Source organism: Leeuwenhoekiella sp. H156, assembly GCF_052218455.1.
Taxonomy (GTDB): Bacteria; Bacteroidota; Bacteroidia; order Flavobacteriales; family Flavobacteriaceae; genus Leeuwenhoekiella; species Leeuwenhoekiella parthenopeia.
Map to the genome: position 1 here is coordinate 1,515,130 of NZ_CP197499.1, position 15,614 is coordinate 1,530,743.

Below are 15,614 nucleotides of genomic sequence, written 5' to 3' on the forward strand. Positions count from 1 at the left end.
AAAGCCTTTTTAAATTATAAAACCCGCCAGAGTCCTGGCGGGTTTTTTTATTGGTCACTAATTTTGAGAAATGTTTATTTCAGTTTACCCAAATCGTAATAATAAAAGGTCCCGTCATCATTCATCGCGACAAACAAACCGTTTTTAAACGTTCCATTTAAAGGAACAGTAACCACCTCACAACCATCTGTTTCGGTAGTTGTAAGGTTTAATGCCTTAATAAATGCGTTAGTCTTACGATCGTAAAGATTAAACTGCCCACGCTGCTGGTCTGAAACGATAATCATCCCACTACCATCGGGGTAAGATGCAATCGCAATCCCTTCAATGTCTTCTAAAAAATCCTCCTGACCAAAAGCTGCCAGTTGCTCATTCCCTTTAGAAGGTTCTGCATAATATTTTTTCACGCTATCCCCTTCGTCAGAATAGTAAACATAGCCCAGAGCATCATCAACAGCAATAGCCTCTATTTCTTTCTTACCACTAAAGCTTCCAAACTTACGCACAAGGTCAAATCCTACAAGGCTGTCTGCTTTTGAAGTAATTTTGTATTGGTAGAGGTAATTCTCCAAAGGACCTGTTTTGCGCCCCACTATTGCATAAAACGCTCCATCAATTGGAGATTTATAAAGGCTCACCCCCATTGGGTATTGAAATGCTTCATTGCTATCATCGTCAAAAACCGGAAAGCCCCCGCCGTCCAATGCTTTCATATCGGGCACTGAGTAGATGCGTAGCATTTTCCGTTCCCGCTCGGTAAAGGCAATGATGTCTGTTTCGGTTGAATCGTTTAAAGGGAAACCATATCGCAAATCGACATTATTGGGACGCTCAATATTTGTAATCGATTTTTCCGGAATGATCTTTCCTTCCAAATCAAAGGCGAAAACTCCCCCGTCTGTATCCTTATCTGTACCAAAAACAATGCTGGCTGAAGCATCTTGTGCATTAATCCAGATCGCAGGATCATCGGTATCATACTTTACGTGTTCGGTAATAATATCCGGTTTAATTTCGGTCAGTTGCGACTTTTTACTTCCGCAGGAAACTAAAATAATTACTGTGCTGCATGCAGCGATATACTTAAATTTTTTCATCTAGAATAAATCATATTTTACACCAAAGGTCAAACGTGTGCTGTAGTATTCCATTTGCATGGTACGGTTTTTCACTCCCTGATAATAACGCAGTGGCTGGTTTGTAATGTTATTTAAATTGGCATAAACCTGAAGGTTTCTGGATATGAAAACGGTAGCGTTAAAATCCAGGAAAAACTGCTCGTCATAAAAACGATCTTCAAAGGCATTACCGCCTAATTCATCTATATAGGCATCAGAATAGTTTGCCGAAAGACGAGCACTAAACACGTTATCTGCATACGAAAGTGATGCGTTAAACATATTAGGTGAAGAACCAGGCAGTTCCAGGTCACCGCGCATATCGCCGTCTTCGTTAGCAATACCTTTAGCTTCAGAATTTAGATAGGTGTAGTTAGCATAAATACCGAAGTTTTTAAGGAAGCCGGGAAGGAAATCAAGCTGACGCTGAAAGGCTAATTCTGCGCCAAAGATGCGTGCTTTATCCCCATTTAGCGGCTTATATAATTCATAACCCGTGGTTTCTTCTTCTGAAACACTGGTGTAAATAAAATCATTCAAATCTTTGTAAAACACCCCTCCCGAAAGAATCCCAACAGAACTGAAGTATCTCTCAGCCATAAAATCAAAATTCATCGATGTGGTAGGATTTAACTGCGGGTTACCAACAGAAACCTCATCATCTTCACGCTGCCTGTACGGCACCAGGTCGATGTAATTAGGCCTTGCCAATGTGTTAGTCCAGGCAAAACGCAATACCGTATTTTCTGAAGCATTATACTTAAAATGTACACCGGGTAAAACATTGGTATACGTACTCTCATCATTGATCTGCGTAAATGCTTCGGGCTCATCAACATCAAAGCTGTTACCGGTACTTTCAATACGCGTATTTTCGACACGAAGCCCTGCAATAACACTCAGTTTATCTGACAGTTTTTGATTGGTCATCACATAACCTGCATAGACATTTTCGGTTACGTCAAAATTGTCACCCAGGTACTCATCGGGTACTGCTTCGCCTTCAAATGCCGCATTATCATTCAGGTTAAGGCTGCCCAGAAACTCTGGTGACGCAAAAACTCCCGGCTTATACTTAGCTCCCGCCAAAAAATCATTGTCGTTATAACTACGCTGATCTACCATTGCCAGGTTGTCTAACGCAGCGTTAAGCGGTGTATATTCGAAGAAATTATTGGCTCTGTTTTTATTTTTAAAACGGCCACGCACCCCAAACTTTACCGTACCATCACCCTGGGTAAAGAAATCTGCAGGAAGCTCAAAATTTGCAAAGAAATTCACATCCTTTTCTTCGGTAAACTGATATTCTTCGGTCAATTCATCTAATTCAAATTCTGAAAAATCTTCTGCAGCTACGGGTGTATGAATAGGCTTACGTGTATCGTTGATTTCGTTATTAATTTCATATTCTGTAGCATACACCAAATAACGCTCGTTAGGCCGCTCTTCTGACGCCTTGGCATAAGAACCCATCCAGGTGAATTTCAGGTTTCCAAAAAGGTGATTCCCACCTAAACTGTAATTCTGCATCCGTTGATCTTCAAGGCGTCTGTTCTGAGTTCGACCACCGGGGATACCTCCTTTAGTCTCCCGCTTTACTTCTACCGGAAAACGGGAAGGTGTATTGTTTACCATATCAAAATCGCCTTCCAGAATGTCTTCAGCATCTAACACCTCAGTTTCAAAGCGAAATCTATTCTCGCGATCATCACGCCAGTTGTACATGGTTTTCAGGTAAACCTCGTTGTTTTCATCAAAATTGTAATCAAAATTGGCGGAAAAACTGCGTCTTACACGTTGCACCAAATACTTGCGGTTTTCATAAACACTGGCATAGGGATTTACAGCTTCTTCCACTTCCTCGCCATCTGCATTGGTGTATGAAAAAGTATCAGACCACTCAGCCTCTACATTATCACTGCCAAAATCATTATCATTTATAGATGCTGAAACCATCCAGCCAAATTTTTTATCCCTGGTGCGCTCACCTACTAAAAACGATCCGCTCCAAATACGTTTATCGGTGATAAAATTGATTCCCGAGCCACCTGTGGCCGAAAGTCTGAAATTTTGCGGAGTAGAGCGCGTCACCAGATTTACCGAACCCCCTAAGGCATCGGCATCCATATCAGGGGTTACGGCCTTATTCACCTCAATGGTCTGGATCATATCAGAAGGAATAAGGTCCATCTGCACATTACGGTTATCTCCTTCTGCTGAAGGGATACGGCTTCCGTTTAGAGTGACCGAGTTTAATTGTGGAGCAAGACCTCTAACGATAATGTTACGGGCTTCGCCCTGATCAACCTGCATCGTGATCCCGGGAATACGCTTAGTCGCATCACCAATATTAGCATCGGGAAATTTCCCAATTTGATCTGTAGAAACAACATTGGTGATGTTTACATTGTTTTTCTGCGTATTTAATGCTCTGGCCTGACCACCTGCACTAAACCCTACAAGTTGTACGTCGTCAAGTTCTGTTTCTTCCGAAGCCAATAAAATAGAAACTGAGGTAGTCTTTCCTGCTGTAACGGTTATTTCTTTATTGGTATCTGAAAAACCAAGATACTTAATCGTAAGGGTATGGTTGCCTTCCGGTATTTCCACAAAGGTGAATTTTCCGTCCTGATTAGAAACAGCACCTTTATTAAGGTTCTTTATCAAGATTGCGGCACCGGGAACGTTGATGCCGTATTCATCTGTTATTACACCCTGAATAATGCCCTCCTGTGCAGATAATCCGGAATAATTTAAGGTAAAAAGCAGCGTTACAATAAGCAACTTTAAACTGGTAATTAGTTTCATTTTTTTGATGTTTTGTTTGCACCAAATTTACCGGAGCCCTTTAAAGACGGGCTAAATTAAAGTCTAACAAATTGTAAAGATTCAGGATTTTAGAGGGCTACATCAAGGCAACAATTACCTAAATTTTACACAGCCTTAACCTTTGTGAAAAGAACAGGCCTCTTTTATAAATTCAACATAAAACCGGCGAGCTCTTCCTGTGTTTCAATAGGAAGTTTTTTGCGTAAACGATACCGGGCGACCCGCACGCTGTCTGGAGTAATTCTTAGGATAGAGGCGATCTCTTTTGAAGAAAGATTCAAACGTAAAAGCAGACATAAGCGCAGCTCTGTTGCGGTGAGTTTTTGAAGGGATTTCTCATTTAAATTGGTGACAAACCCGGGATGTATCTCTTCAAAAAGCAGCATAAACTGATCCCACTCGTTATCCTCTTTCAAATGCACTTCCAGATCCTGTGCGATTTCATTGATTTTAGCAGGGAGGTCCATGCGCTTACGCGAACTCAACTTTTGCAAGGTACCCGATACGTCTTCGATCACCTTATTCTTTTGAGCGATGGTTAAACTGTATTTTGATAAGGTTGCGGTCTTAAGCTGAATCTCACTTTCCAGATTGCGTGCTTTCTCTGCGCGGGTCTCGAGTTCGGCCTCCAAAGCCCGTTGTTTATAAAGCTGAAGATCTAAAGCAGCCTGACGCTTCTTTTTCTTTAAATAGAACACTATGATACCCGAAGCTATAAGTGTAAAAACCAATAAAGACAAGGCCAATAACCGGGCTTTAGAAGTTTTGTTTTGCTCTTGCAGTAAGGCTATTTGAGCCTCATTCTCGCGGGTATCAAAAATAGTTTGTAAGGCATTGAGCTGGCTGAAATTCTGAGAGTAAAACTGATCTTCCTTAAGCTTCTCATACTTAAGTAAAAACCGGTGGGCATTTTCAAAATCCCCGATTAAAGCATAGGTTTTTGATAAATCCTTATATGCACTGGTGATTTGATGTGTATTGGCATAGTTCTGTGCCAGGTTCAGAGCCTGGTAGGTTTTAGTTAGTGCCGTAGCATAATCTCCTGTTTTCCGGTAAATATCAGACAGGTTGTTTAGGGCATTAACCTGTCGCTCATCTCCGACTGCTTTAAAATACACATAGGCTTTTTCAAAATACAGATAGGCCTTTTTAAAATCCCCCAAATCTTCGTAAACACTGCCTATACTTTCATTTACCGATGCCTCGCCCACAGCATCCTTTAAAGTTTCATAAACCGCAAGACTTTGGCGCTGAAACACCAAGGCTTTTTGGGGATTCTCCTGCTTTTCCCAGCAGGCCCCTATGAGTTGTAAACTTTTGGCTTTAATTCTTAAGTTTTTGGTTTTTACCGAAAAATCTAAACTTCGGTTGAGATAATACCGGGCTTTAGAATAGTTATACAGCGCGATGTAGATTTCGCCCAAACTGATATTGATAGTTGCCGAATACAACTCATTATGTTGAGTTTTTTCTTCGGAAGCAAGCTTGTAATGCTCCACAGCCTGCGTGTAAATTTGGGCGTTTTTATAAAACTCTGCCAGCTGATACTGTTTAGCATAGATACTATCTGCATTTCCGTCCTGCAGAGCACGGTCCAGCTGTGTTTTATAGGAATAAAATAAAGAATCATTAAATGCCTGAAACGTGTAAGAATCTGCACTAGCCTGGGCAAACACCGGCCGGGTCAGTACTAAACAGATACTCACAACAGAATATGCAAAAAATCGTAGTGGGTTCAAAGGCTACACATAAAATCTACAATATAGCCCGCCCATATTAATCAGGGATTATCTCAGGTTTAAAAAGCTGTAAATAAAAAAAAGCGTCTACCTCAAATGAGATAGACGCTTTTTAATGATAAACAAAGTCTTAATTAAGCTTCTGCGCTAGGCACTATAGAAACGTAAGATTTGTTGTCTTTCTTTTTGGTAAACTTAACGATACCGTCCACTTTAGCGTGAAGGGTATGATCTTTACCACCGTAAACATTCTCACCTGGGTGATGTGTGTTTCCACGTTGTCTAACGATGATGTTACCGGCAACAGCAGCCTGACCACCAAATATCTTAACACCTAGACGTTTAGATTCTGATTCTCTACCGTTCTTAGAACTACCTACTCCTTTTTTGTGAGCCATCTTATTCTAGTTTTAAGGTTATACTTTAACAGGATTATTTTTCGATCCCGCCGTCTAATTTCTCTTGTAATTCTTTAAGCTCATCCCACTTACCTTCAGCAGCTAAAGCAGCTTGCTTTGGCCATGTGTCTGTAACGATGTGGCTTAATCTTGAGCTGGCTTCCGTAAGGATTTCGCTCAATTTCTCTGGAGTTGAAGCTGCAACTTTAGCAAAGGTATCAATACCTGCTGCTACTAATGCTTCTGCAGCCTTAGGGCCTGCACCTTCGATCTTTTTAAGATCATCTCCTTTTGATGAAGCTTTAGCTTTCTTTTCTGCCTTTGGGGCTTCAGCTTTTGCCTCTTCTTTTTTCTCTGCCTTTGGAGCAGCTTTTTTACCACCTTTAAGAGAAATATCACCAATTACAATCTCGGTTAGAGATTGACGGTGACCATTTTTCTTTTGATAGCCTTTACGTCTTTTCTTTTTGAAAACAATTACTTTGTCTCCTTTTAAGTGACGTGAAATCTTTGCTCCAACAAGAGCTCCTTCTATAGCCGGGGCGCCTAAAGTGATGTCGTCACCATCTCCTGCAAGAAGAACTTTATCGAAAGAAACCTCGTCTCCTTCTTCTCCTGACAGACGGTTTACAAATACCTTCTGATCTTTCGCAACTTTAAATTGCTGCCCTGCTATCTCTACAATTGCGTACATAGCGTTATGTTTATAAAATAAGTTAAAACTTAAACCTTCCGGCTTAAGAGGGCGCAAATATACGGCTATTTACTTATTATACAAACCTATAAATAGAAAATCAGGAGATGTTTTTTGAAGACTTCTTTTTGGGATTCCAGCTTTGCTTAAACAACTGCATAAAGCTGAGGGTGAGTACTGCACTCGTTGCAAAGCCCATAATAGCCACTACAAAAACCACGCTGCCCAAACTGGTGTTGTAAGTGGTTTCCCATTTAGAAATCATCACACTTAAAAAATCCGGGTTTAGATTGGCTGCATACAGGGCGAAAAACGCAGTGAATAATATCGTAGATACAAAGCCGGTAACAATGCCCACTGCAAAGCCGTCACCATACTCAAAGTCCTTTCCCTTGCTTAGTTTATAATACTTAATAGCCTCGTAAATCCCGAAGCCGGTTATGACTCCATTAAACAAACTGTAAATAGGATTGGTATGGAGGCCAAATAAGGCCAGCACTAAAAAATAAGCAATTAATCCGGCGGTAATTGCAATTCCGAAACGTATGGGTAAAGCTACTTTAAGCATGCTATTTTTTGATTTTTAGGATTAATTCTAAATTTCAGGATTTCAATTTCAAAATCAGCTAAAAAGCTGTTAAAAATTTAATTATTCAATGCTCCATTACCACAAGTAGTGAGCGCATTATTGATAACTATTAAAAATCAACACCGGTCCTTGTAACATATAGGCTGCAGGCGCTACTTATAGGATAAATTTTAAAATTTTATTTATGAAAAAGACGTTTTTATCAATTGCTTCTATTACTGCGCTTGGCTTTTCGCTTTGCGCTCAGGAAGTAGCTTTTGAAGAATACGATTTAGATAACGGCCTGCACGTTATTCTACATCAGGATAATAATGCTCCTGTGGTGACTACAGCAGTTATGTATCACGTGGGTGGTAAAGACCGGGAAGATGGTCGCACAGGTTTTGCACATTTTTTTGAACATCTTCTTTTTGAAGGCACCGAAAATATAGAGAAAGGCAAATGGTTTGAGATCGTAAGTTCCAACGGAGGAACCAACAATGCAAACACGTCTCAGGATCGTACGTATTACTATGAAGTTTTTCCTTCAAACAATTTGGAGTTGGGATTATGGATGGAATCGGAACGTATGCTTCATCCTATAATCAAACAAGAAGGTGTTGACACCCAGAATGAAGTAGTCAAAGAAGAGCGTCGCTTACGTTATGACAATTCACCTTACGGTCAGTTTTTATTTGCCATCAGCGAGCAACTGTTTGAAAAGCACCCCTACAAAGATCCCAACGTAGGGTATATGGAAGATCTGGATGCTGCTTCACTTGAAGAGTTTCAGACTTATTTTGATAAATATTATAAGCCCAGCAATGCCGCACTGGTCGTTGCAGGTGATATTGATATCGCAAAAACCAAGAAAATGATTCAGGACTATTTTGGTCCTATCCCCAGCGGTCCGGCTTTAGAACGTTCCTATCCACAGGAAGATCCTATTACCGAAACCAAAAGGAGTACCTTTTACGATCAAAACATTCAGGTTCCCGCAATACTTACTGCATACCGTACACCGGGCTACGGAAGCCGTGACGCTTATGTGCTTAATATGATTTCTTCGTATCTAAGTGATGGTAAAAGCTCTAAGCTTTACAAAAAGATGGTTGATGAAGAAAAGAAAGCTTTACAAATAGGCGCCATCAACCTGGAGCAGGAAGATTACGGGATGTATATTATTTACGGGCTTCCGCTTGGCGAAACCAGTTTAGAAACCCTGCTTGAAGGGATGGAAGAAGAAATTACAAAACTGCGCAATAACCTTATTTCTGAAAGTGACTACGAAAAGCTTCAGAATAAAGCCGAGACCAATTTTGTGAATTCCAACTCAAGTGTAGAAGGTATCGCCAGCACACTTGCGACAAACTATATGCTTTACGACGACACCAACCTCATCAATACTGAAATTGATATTTACCGCTCCATTACCCGCGAAGAAATCAAAGAGGTGGCTAACAAATATTTGAAGCCAAATCAACGTGTTGAAGTAGAATACCTGCCTAAAAAAGACGAACAATAGACTGAAGGATAGTTTCAAGCCTTTAATGAGTCATTCCATAAAAAACATTTAGATGAAAAAATTAATATTAAGCCTTCTCCTTACCTGCAGTCTTGGTGCTGTAGCTCAGGTTGACCGAAGCACCCAGCCCAAAGCCGGCCCTGCTCCCGAAATAAATCTAACCGAACCACAAACCTTCAAACTTAAAAATGGACTGCAGGTCATCGTGGTAGAGAACCATAAATTACCACGGGTATCCTACACACTTACCTTAGATAACCCGCCTATCGCTGAAGGAGAAAAAACCGGAGCAGCTACCCTTTCGGGCGCACTTTTGGGCAAAGGTTCAACCAGCATCAGTAAAGATGACTATAATGAAGAGGTAGATTATATGGGAGCTCGTGTAAACTTTGGCTCGCAATATGCCTCTGCCAGCGGACTTTCCCAGTATGCAAACCGCATTTTAGAACTACTCGCAGACGCGGCGATCAATCCTAATTTTACTCAGGAAGAGTTTGCAAAAGAACAGAAACTCTTAATTGAAGGTCTGAAGACAAACGAAAAGAGCGTTGAAGCAGCTGCCTCAACCGTAAGCCGCGCCTTACTTTACGGCAAAGACCATCCTAAAGGAGAGTTTGAAACACCCGAAGGTGTTGAAAAAGTTACCCTTGCAGACGCTAAAGCTTTTTACGACAAGGCATTTATCCCCAACAATGCGTATCTGGTTGTAGTGGGCGATGTAGATTTTAAAGACATCAAAAAAGAAATCACTAAAAACTTTGAAGACTGGAAACCGGGCTCTGCTCTTTCTAATGAGTATAAAACTCCTGAAAATGTCGCCACAACAGAAATCAATTTTGTAGATATGCCCAATGCTGTTCAGTCTCAGGTAATTGTAGAAAATCTTGTTGATCTCAAAATGAGCGATCCCGATTACTTCCCTGTACTTATGGCTAACCAAATATTAGGCGGCGGCGGCGAAGGTCGACTTTTCCTGAACTTAAGAGAAGATAAAGGCTATACCTACGGTGCGTATTCAGGCATTGGAAATGATAAATATGGCAAGACCGCATTCAGTGCTTCAGCTAGCGTGCGCAATATGGTAACAGACAGTTCTGTAGTTGCTTTTCTTGAAGAGATAGACAGAATACGCCAGGAACCGGTTTCAGAAAAAGACCTGAAAAATGCCAAGGCAAAGTATGTGGGAAGTTTTGTTCGCTCGTTAGAACAACCTGCAACAGTTGCCCGTTTCGCTTTAAACATTGAAACCGAAAATCTACCGAAAGATTTTTATCAGAACTACCTCAGTAAAATCAATGCAGTAACGCTTGAAGATGTGCAGCGTGTAGCTAAAAAATATTTTCTTGCAGACAACGCCCGAATTATCATAGCCGGAAAAGGCAGCGAGGTTATTGAAAACCTTGAAAAGGTACAATTTAAGGGTAAAACCATTCCGGTTAAATATTATGATAAGGAAGCCAATGCGGTTGAAAAACCAACATTTGAAATCGCAGTTCCCGAAGGAGTAACAGCAACCATGGTTCTTGAGAACTACATCAAAGCTATTGGTGGCAAAGAAGCGATTGCAAATGCAAATGCTATCGCAATGCTGGGTGAAGGCAGCGTACAGGGCACTCCCTTAAAACTCACTATCAAGAAAACCGACAAAGGGCAGTTCTTACAGGAAATTTCGGTGATGGACAATGTGATGTCAAAGCAGGTTTTAAACGGCGATAAAGCTTCAATTTCTGCGCAGGGACAGACCATGACTCCCAATGAAGAGCAAATCGCTGAGCTCAAAAAAGGAGCTGCGATTATACCTGAGCTCGATATGATCAACGACGAGACTATCACATTAAGTAAAATTGAAAATGTAGATGGTCAAAATGCCTATGTGCTAAACCTGAGTGATTCTAAAAAAGCATTTTATGCTGTAGAAAGCGGTTTAAAACTGAAGGAAGAAACCACCAGAGAAATGCAGGGTCAAAGTTTTGTACAAACCGTTACCTATGGCGATTACAAGCCGGTGAAGGGTATCATGTTTCCTCATAAACTGGGGCAATCAATGGGCCCGCAGAATATTGAATTTACCTTTTCAGAAATTAAAGTAAATGAAGGCGTCAGCGACGCAGATTTCCAATAAAAGCAACTGCTTTAAAGCTAGAAAGACCGACCTAAGCGTCGGTCTTTTTTTGTTTACGCCCTGAATTCACAAGATACACTCCGGCCAAAATTACCAGGGCTCCTATCCCATGCATCCAGGTAAATTGCTCCCCATCGAGTATACCCCAAAAAATACCAACCACCGGAATCAAATAGGTGACCGAAGTTGAAAAAACCGGCGAGGAGATCTGGATGAGTCGGTTAAACAGGATTTTTGCAATCCCGGTTCCCACAACCGAAAGCAAAGACACATAGAGCAGGGCTTCAAAAACCCTGTCATCTGAAAAGTCCTTTTCCGGCAAGCCGGCAAAAAAGCCTACAATCAGCGCCGGCACGATCATCACGGCAAAATTTCCCACGGCGATAGCTTTTGAAGACACTTCCTGAAGTTTAGCCTTTATAATATTGGCATTGGCACCATAGCACAAGGCTGCAAAAACGACCAGCCCGGCAAACCAGTAATTCTGGTCAGGATTAACCGATGCTCCATTAAAAATAAGTAGCGCAGCTCCCGCCAGTCCAACCAGAACTCCCGCAAATTGAAGCCCCGTAAAACGCAGTTTAAAGGCGAAATAGCCTATCAAAATAGTGAAAAGTGGCACCAGCGAGTTGAGCACCGAAACAATACTGCTGTCGATTTGAGTTTCGGCAAAAGAAAACAGAAATACAGGCAAAAAAGTACCGCATAAAGCACTTAAAGCAACCCAGGGCCATTGGTTACGGGTTATGGTTTTTAACGATTTAAAACCGATGGCAAAAAGAAAAGCAGTTGAAAAAATAATGCGGATGGCACCAAGTTGAAACGGACTAAAGCCTCCCAGCGATTTTTTAATCAGAATATACGAGCTTCCCCAAACCAGTGAAAGAATAATGAGATACAGCCACTTTTTTTGATCGCTTTGCATTGCGCAAAACTAGCTTTTTTAAACCGGCTGCATCGGTTTGGAGTATAATTTTACTCCTCGTCTTTCCAGCGTAAGCTTTCCATCAAATGCCTGATGTCTGTCTTGAGATAAGCGGCTGCCGGGAGGATACTGTCGTAATTAGGCGTTACGTTGAAGTAGATAGAACCGGTGATGAAGTGCGAAGTGCTGTCAGTAACGTAGAATTGAGATTGTGAAGCCGCATTACCCGTTACATCGTAAAACATCCCATAAACCCGGTACTCGGGATTGATGTATTTTTCTTCAATGATATTGTCTGCCTTGACCACGTGCTCGTAGGTAAGTTTCTGAGCATCGGTAAGCAATTGTCTGATGTTTCCATCTACTTTGCGATAGGTAAGGTACAAGGCACCATCGAGGCCGGGATATTCTAAAACGGCCGAGCAATCTTCCTTATATTTTACCTTAGCCTCTGTGTTTTTCATAAAGCCGTACGGGCAATCATCTCCGCTGTAATTTACATACTCAGGAGACTCATAATCCAGGGCTAAAAATCCGTTGGGTTTGGGCAGCACCTCTTCCTTGCAAGACCAGCACAGGATGCTTAATGCTAAAATGAAGAAGCTATACTTTTTCAACTGAAGGGAATTTGATTTAATCAAGATCTCGGATGGTAAGCTTAACCTGCTTGATGCGTTTTTGATCGATAACTTCAATGGTAAACGCGTAGTGCTCAAAGTTTAGTATTTCATTCTTACGCGGGAAGCCTTTAGATATCTCCAGAATAAAGCCTGCTAAAGTTTCGGCTTCTCCCTTATTATCTTCAAAAGACTGCGGATCTTCTAAGCGGAGGACTTTGTAAAAATCTTTAAGCGAAGTCTTTCCTTCAAAAATATAGTTGTTGTCATCCAGCTTAGAGAACACAATATCCTCATCATCAAACTCATCGCTAATATCGCCTACAATCTCTTCAATAATATCTTCCAGCGAAATCAATCCGCTGGTGCCGCCATATTCATCAACTACAATAGCAAGGTGATTGCGCTTGTCTTTAAACTCGTTAAGCAAATCATCGAGTTTTTTATTTTCGGGCACAAAATAGGGATCACGCAACAGGCTGATCCAGTCAAAATCTTCTTCATCAATATGAGGCAACAGATCTTTGACGTATAAAATACCGGTGATGTTGTCTATGTTTTCATCAAAAACAGGAATACGCGAATATCCATTTTCAATCACTAACGGAATGATTTCAGCATACGACCACTCCATATTCAATGCGAAAATATCCATACGGGGTTTCATCACCTGTTTGGTATCGGTATTACCGAAGCTTACGATTCCGCGTAAAATCTTTTGCTCCTCAAGCGAGGTATCTTCTTCACTGGTAAGCTCTAACGCCTGCCCCAACTGGTCAATGCTGATGTTTCCTTTTTGTTTACCAAAACGATCCTGCAAAAACAAAGTCATAGCCCGCATAGGAGTACTAAGTGGCGAAATGATAAAATCTAAAACCACCATTGGGTAAGCCATTTGACCCGAAAATGCCACTTTATTACGACTGGCGTAAACCTTAGGCAGGATTTCACCAAACATCAAAATAAGAAAGGTAATCGCTACAACTTCTACAAAAAACCGAAGGTTAATAAACCCAATTTGCACCGACTCCAGCCCTGTAAAGAGCGTCTCTCCCAGATTGGCAAAAATGAGCACGATGGCGATATTGATAAAGTTGTTGGCCACAAGTATGGTAGCCAGCAGTTTTTTAGGTTTTTCGAGCAGGCGAACAACAATCTGATCTTTTCGGGTTTGTTTCTCGGGGTCGAGCTCCAGATCTGCAGCCGTGAGGGAGAAGAAAGCCACTTCGGTACCGCTAATCAACGCCGAGCATACCAGAAGGATCAGCACGGCAACGATCTCAACAACAGTTGTAGCCGAAAAACTATTTTGAACTAAAAATAAACTTGGGGGGTCAGGATCCAATGCTTAACTGTTTTATCTCGTGAACTCTAATTTCCAAAACTGGATTAGAATGGCAAATCATCTTCATCATCATCTTCATATCCCGGTGAAACTGCCGGTGCGGAAGGCGCGGCAGACCGTGTTTGTGCGGCCTGAGGCTGGCTGCTGCCTTGTTGCGGCATACCACTGGCATCTTTAGGCGTTAGAAATGTAAAATCGGTACACTGTATTTCGGTACTATACCGCTCATTACCGGTCTCGTCCTGCCATTTACGGGTCTTGATACGACCTTCTATGTAAACCTTGTCGCCTTTTTTTAGGTACTTTTCACAAATCTCAGCACCTTTATTACGCACTACAATATTATGCCACTCGGTATTGTTAACGCGTTCTCCGGTGGTGCGATTGGTATAGGTTTCGTTAGTCGCCAGCGGAAAACGGCCTATTGCACCGCCTCCTTCAAAATAGTGCATCTTCACATCATCTCCCGTGTGGCCTATAAGCATAACTTTATTTAACGTACCTGACATAATCTGTAATTTTAAAGCTCAAAAGTAACTAAAATTAAGCAGTCGCTCAACTATACTTTAGCGTTTTGAAAAGCGCAGAACAGCCGGGCGCATTACAAATAGCGCTTATAATCAAAGTCTTCCATAAAACGGTCTATAACACGGGGCACCGCATAACTTTCAAAGGCTGCAAAAGGAATGGTCTGCAAACCGGAAACATCCTGCAGTTTTAGTAACCAAAAGTGCACGTGAAGCTTTTGGTGGGAGAGTTTGTGAATAATGGCTTCAGTGGTTAACGCAACCAGACTTTCTACATCTAATTCTTCGATCAAAACCGCTGACGAAACACCCGGTAATTTGAGCTTTTTTACGCTTTCGCGAAAGCGTAACTCATTTAAAGGTTTTTCGGTTTCCAAAAGCGGAAATTCAAAAAGGCCGCGCCAGATTCCTTTTTTGTCGCGTTGGGTTAATACCGTTTCGTCCGAAGGACCCAAAACAATCACATAATTAAAATACCTGTCCCGCACTTTGGTTTTACCCTGCTTTACCGGCAGTTCATTTATTTTGCCGCTGGCATAAGCCGCACAGTCCTGCTGAAACGGGCAATGCAGGCAATAGGGATTTTTGGGCTTGCATTGCGTGGCACCAAACTCCATCACCGCCTGATTAAATGTAGCAGGATCTTTAGTATCTATCAATTGCTGGGCAAGGGCCTTAAACTCCTTTTTGCCGGAAGTACTATCTATAGGAGTATCAATCCCAAAAACCCGGGAAAGCACCCGGTAGACATTACCATCAACTACAGCTTCGGCCTCATCAAAACAAATAGATGCAATGGCACTGGCCGTATAGTCACCTATTCCTTTCAGTTTTTTGATTTCGGTATAGGTATTAGGGAACTCGCCGTTGAAGTCAAGAGCCACCTTTTTTGCTGTTGCGTGTAGATTTCGCGCACGCGAATAATAGCCCAATCCCTGCCATAATTTCAAAATAGCATCTTCAGGGGCATTGGCAAGGGCCTTGATGTCAGGATAGGCTTCCACAAAGTTAAAATAGTAGGGCATCCCCTGCTCAACACGGGTTTGTTGCAGGATAATTTCAGACAACCAGATGCGATACGGGTCTTGTGTCTTGCGCCATGGGAGTTCACGCTTGTTTTGTAAATACCAGTCTATGAGTTTTTTAGAAAAATTGAACACAAAAAATACCTTTTCTTCAAATTAACCGTTTATCTAGTTATATTTTA

At 41.5% G+C, this 15,614-nt stretch carries 13 protein-coding genes; 2 read left to right on the forward strand and 11 right to left on the reverse strand.

Annotated elements, in window-relative coordinates; genetic code table 11:
* Positions 1 to 74 precede the first annotated feature (74 nt).
* The 6 genes from ACSSS3_RS06435 to ACSSS3_RS06460 all read right to left on the reverse strand — a co-directional run bounded on the left by ACSSS3_RS06435 (position 75) and on the right by ACSSS3_RS06460 (position 7,346).
* Positions 75 to 1,097: a phytase gene (locus tag ACSSS3_RS06435; protein ID WP_442846887.1), complete on the reverse strand. Its 1,023-nt coding sequence runs from the start codon at positions 1,095 to 1,097 to the stop codon at positions 75 to 77.
* Entirely contained in the window at positions 1,098 to 3,926 is a 2,829-nt protein-coding gene (locus ACSSS3_RS06440) for a TonB-dependent receptor (protein WP_442846888.1), read from the reverse strand.
* 164 nt (positions 3,927 to 4,090) lie between these two features.
* Positions 4,091 to 5,653 (reverse strand): tetratricopeptide repeat protein, encoded by a 1,563-nt coding sequence (locus ACSSS3_RS06445; protein WP_442846889.1) that lies wholly within the window; start codon positions 5,651 to 5,653, stop codon positions 4,091 to 4,093.
* A gap of 167 nt (positions 5,654 to 5,820) precedes the next feature.
* Positions 5,821 to 6,084 carry a 50S ribosomal protein L27 gene (gene rpmA, locus ACSSS3_RS06450; RefSeq protein WP_165145304.1) on the reverse strand — a complete coding sequence of 88 codons (264 nt, stop codon included), beginning with the start codon at positions 6,082 to 6,084 and terminating at the stop codon, positions 5,821 to 5,823.
* A 34-nt stretch (positions 6,085 to 6,118) separates the two neighbouring features.
* Positions 6,119 to 6,778 carry a 50S ribosomal protein L21 gene (gene rplU, locus ACSSS3_RS06455; protein ID WP_228228833.1) on the reverse strand — a complete coding sequence of 220 codons (660 nt, stop codon included), beginning with the start codon at positions 6,776 to 6,778 and terminating at the stop codon, positions 6,119 to 6,121.
* Between the two features lie 100 nt (positions 6,779 to 6,878).
* Positions 6,879 to 7,346 carry a DUF4199 domain-containing protein gene (locus ACSSS3_RS06460; RefSeq protein ID WP_228228834.1) on the reverse strand — a complete coding sequence of 156 codons (468 nt, stop codon included), beginning with the start codon at positions 7,344 to 7,346 and terminating at the stop codon, positions 6,879 to 6,881.
* Positions 7,347 to 7,551: 205 nt separating this feature from the next.
* Here ACSSS3_RS06460 and ACSSS3_RS06465 point away from each other — a divergent pair, with 205 nt between their 5' ends.
* Positions 7,552 to 8,871 carry a M16 family metallopeptidase gene (locus tag ACSSS3_RS06465; RefSeq protein ID WP_442846890.1) on the forward strand — a complete coding sequence of 440 codons (1,320 nt, stop codon included), beginning with the start codon at positions 7,552 to 7,554 and terminating at the stop codon, positions 8,869 to 8,871.
* A gap of 52 nt (positions 8,872 to 8,923) precedes the next feature.
* Positions 8,924 to 10,993 carry an insulinase family protein gene (locus ACSSS3_RS06470; RefSeq protein ID WP_442846891.1) on the forward strand — a complete coding sequence of 690 codons (2,070 nt, stop codon included), beginning with the start codon at positions 8,924 to 8,926 and terminating at the stop codon, positions 10,991 to 10,993.
* 31 nt (positions 10,994 to 11,024) lie between these two features.
* Here the strand turns inward: ACSSS3_RS06470 and ACSSS3_RS06475 are convergent, their stop codons facing one another.
* From ACSSS3_RS06475 to mutY, 5 genes are all read right to left on the reverse strand, one after another.
* Positions 11,025 to 11,918 carry a DMT family transporter gene (locus ACSSS3_RS06475; protein ID WP_442846892.1) on the reverse strand — a complete coding sequence of 298 codons (894 nt, stop codon included), beginning with the start codon at positions 11,916 to 11,918 and terminating at the stop codon, positions 11,025 to 11,027.
* 50 nt (positions 11,919 to 11,968) lie between these two features.
* Positions 11,969 to 12,535 carry a gliding motility lipoprotein GldD gene (gldD, locus tag ACSSS3_RS06480; RefSeq protein ID WP_442846893.1) on the reverse strand — a complete coding sequence of 189 codons (567 nt, stop codon included), beginning with the start codon at positions 12,533 to 12,535 and terminating at the stop codon, positions 11,969 to 11,971.
* 16 nt (positions 12,536 to 12,551) lie between these two features.
* Complete coding sequence (locus ACSSS3_RS06485) at positions 12,552 to 13,880, reverse strand: gliding motility-associated protein GldE (protein ID WP_442846894.1); 1,329 nt, start codon at positions 13,878 to 13,880, stop codon at positions 12,552 to 12,554.
* 44 nt (positions 13,881 to 13,924) lie between these two features.
* Positions 13,925 to 14,389 carry a single-stranded DNA-binding protein gene (gene ssb / locus ACSSS3_RS06490; protein ID WP_228228840.1) on the reverse strand — a complete coding sequence of 155 codons (465 nt, stop codon included), beginning with the start codon at positions 14,387 to 14,389 and terminating at the stop codon, positions 13,925 to 13,927.
* 92 nt (positions 14,390 to 14,481) lie between these two features.
* Entirely contained in the window at positions 14,482 to 15,567 is a 1,086-nt protein-coding gene (gene mutY / locus ACSSS3_RS06495; RefSeq protein ID WP_442846895.1) for an A/G-specific adenine glycosylase, read from the reverse strand.
* Between the last annotated feature and the right edge of the window lie 47 nt (positions 15,568 to 15,614).